This window comes from Aeromonas sp. S16(2024) (assembly GCF_041403065.1).
In the GTDB taxonomy this organism is placed as follows: domain Bacteria; phylum Pseudomonadota; class Gammaproteobacteria; order Enterobacterales; family Aeromonadaceae; genus Aeromonas.
Genome location: NZ_JBGLQX010000049.1, coordinates 1 through 2853, shown reverse-complemented (window position 1 = coordinate 2853; position 2853 = coordinate 1). Strand labels below are relative to the sequence as shown.

Genomic DNA, 2853 nt, shown 5'->3' with positions numbered 1-2853 from the left:
CCTATCAACGTTGTGGTCTCCAACGGCCCTTTAGGACCCTCAAGGGGTCAGGGATGACTCATCTCAGGGCTCGCTTCCCGCTTAGATGCTTTCAGCGGTTATCGATTCCGAACTTAGCTACCGGGCAGTGCCACTGGCGTGACAACCCGAACACCAGAGGTTCGTTCACTCCGGTCCTCTCGTACTAGGAGCAACTCCCTTCAATCATCCAACGCCCACGGCAGATAGGGACCGAACTGTCTCACGACGTTCTGAACCCAGCTCGCGTACCACTTTAAATGGCGAACAGCCATACCCTTGGGACCGACTTCAGCCCCAGGATGTGATGAGCCGACATCGAGGTGCCAAACACCGCCGTCGATATGAACTCTTGGGCGGTATCAGCCTGTTATCCCCGGAGTACCTTTTATCCGTTGAGCGATGGCCCTTCCATTCAGAACCACCGGATCACTATGACCTACTTTCGTACCTGCTCGACCTGTCCGTCTCGCAGTTAAGCTGGCTTATGCCATTGCACTAACCTCCTGATGTCCGACCAGGATTAGCCAACCTTCGTGCTCCTCCGTTACTCTTTGGGAGGAGACCGCCCCAGTCAAACTACCCACCAGGCACTGTCCGCGAGCCCGATTCAGGGCCCTGCGTTAGAACATCAAACATACAAGGGTGGTATTTCAAGGACGGCTCCAGCGCAACTGGCGTCACGCCTTCAAAGCCTCCCACCTATCCTACACATGTAGGTTCAATGTTCAGTGCCAAGCTGTAGTAAAGGTTCACGGGGTCTTTCCGTCTAGCCGCGGGTACACCGCATCTTCACGGCGAATTCGATTTCACTGAGTCTCGGGTGGAGACAGCATGGCCATGGTTACACCATTCGTGCAGGTCGGAACTTACCCGACAAGGAATTTCGCTACCTTAGGACCGTTATAGTTACGGCCGCCGTTTACCGGGGCTTCGATCAAGAGCTTCGCTTGCGCTAACCCCATCAATTAACCTTCCGGCACCGGGCAGGTGTCACACCCTATACGTCCACTTTCGTGTTTGCAGAGTGCTGTGTTTTTGATAAACAGTCCCAGCCATCTGGTCACTGCGACTCCCAACTGCTCCATCCGCAAGGGACTTCACTGTCAAGAGCGAACCTTCTCCCGAAGTTACGGTTCTATTTTGCCTAGTTCCTTCACCCGAGTTCTCTCAAGCGCCTTGGTATTCTCTACCCGACCACCTGTGTCGGTTTGGGGTACGATGACTTGTAATCTGAAGCTTAGAGGCTTTTCCTGGAAGCAGGGCATCAATGGCTTCACCACCGTAGTGGCTTCGTCTCGTGTCTCAGTGTTGTGTCTCCGGATTTGCCTAGAAACACCACCTACGCACTTTCACCAGGACAACCGTCGCCTGGCCCACCTAGCCTTCTCCGTCCCCCCATCGCAATTACAAGTCGTGCAGGAATATTAACCTGCTTCCCATCGATTACGCCTTTCGGCCTCACCTTAGGGGTCGACTCACCCTGCCCCGATTAACGTTGGACAGGAACCCTTGGTCTTCCGGCGAGGAGGCTTTTCACCCCCTTTATCGTTACTTACGTCAGCATTCGCACTTCTGATATCTCCAGCATACCTCTCGATACACCTTCGCAGACTTACAGAACGCTCCCCTACCACTCACACATAAGTGTGAATCCGCGGCTTCGGTGCCTGGTTTGAGCCCCGTTACATCTTCCGCGCAGGCCGACTCGACTAGTGAGCTATTACGCTTTCTTTAAATGATGGCTGCTTCTAAGCCAACATCCTAGCTGTCTGAGCCTTCCCACATCGTTTCCCACTTAACCAGAACTTTGGGACCTTAGCCGGCGGTCTGGGTTGTTTCCCTCTTCACGACGGACGTTAGCACCCGCCGTGTGTCTCCCGGATATTACTTACTGGTATTCGGAGTTTGCATGGAGTTGGTAAGTCGGGATGACCCCCTAGTCCAAACAGTGCTCTACCCCCAGTAGTATTCGTCCGAGGCGCTACCTAAATAGCTTTCGGGGAGAACCAGCTATCTCCGAGTTTGATTGGCCTTTCACCCCCAGCCACAGGTCATCCCCTAACTTTGCAACGTTAGTGGGTTCGGTCCTCCAGTTGATGTTACTCAACCTTCAACCTGCCCATGGCTAGATCACCCGGTTTCGGGTCTACACCTTGCAACTAGACGCCCAGTTAAGACTCGGTTTCCCTACGGCTCCCCTATACGGTTAACCTCGCTACAAAATGTAAGTCGCTGACCCATTATACAAAAGGTACGCAGTCACCCCGAAGGGCTCCCACTGCTTGTACGTACACGGTTTCAGGTTCTATTTCACTCCCCTCACAGGGGTTCTTTTCGCCTTTCCCTCACGGTACTGGTTCACTATCGGTCAGTCAGGAGTATTTAGCCTTGGAGGATGGTCCCCCCATATTCAGACAGGATGTCACGTGTCCCGCCCTACTCGATTTCACTTCAAGGTCGTTTTCATGTACGGGGCTATCACCCTGTATCGCTGGCCTTTCCAGGACCATTCCACTAACTTCCAAGAAACTTAAGGGCTAATCCCCGTTCGCTCGCCGCTACTGAGGGAATCTCGGTTGATTTCTTTTCCTCGGGGTACTTAGATGTTTCAGTTCTCCCGGTTCGCCTCGTTGCACTATGTATTCATGCAACGATACCTAGCTTATGCTAAGTGGGTTTCCCCATTCGGAAATCTGTGAGTAATAGCGTCTCTTACCGACTTCTCACAGCTTATCGCAGGTTAGTACGTCCTTCATCGCCTCTGACTGCCAAGGCATCCACCATGTACGCTTAGTCACTTAACCATACAACCCCAAGAAGTGTCGTCGAAAC

At 53.0% G+C, this 2853-nt stretch carries 1 rRNA gene; it reads right to left on the bottom strand.

What is annotated here, in order from left to right:
• Positions 1–2825 (bottom strand): 23S ribosomal RNA (locus ACB030_RS20225); the annotation flags it as partial.
• Positions 2826–2853: the final 28 nt, after the last annotated feature.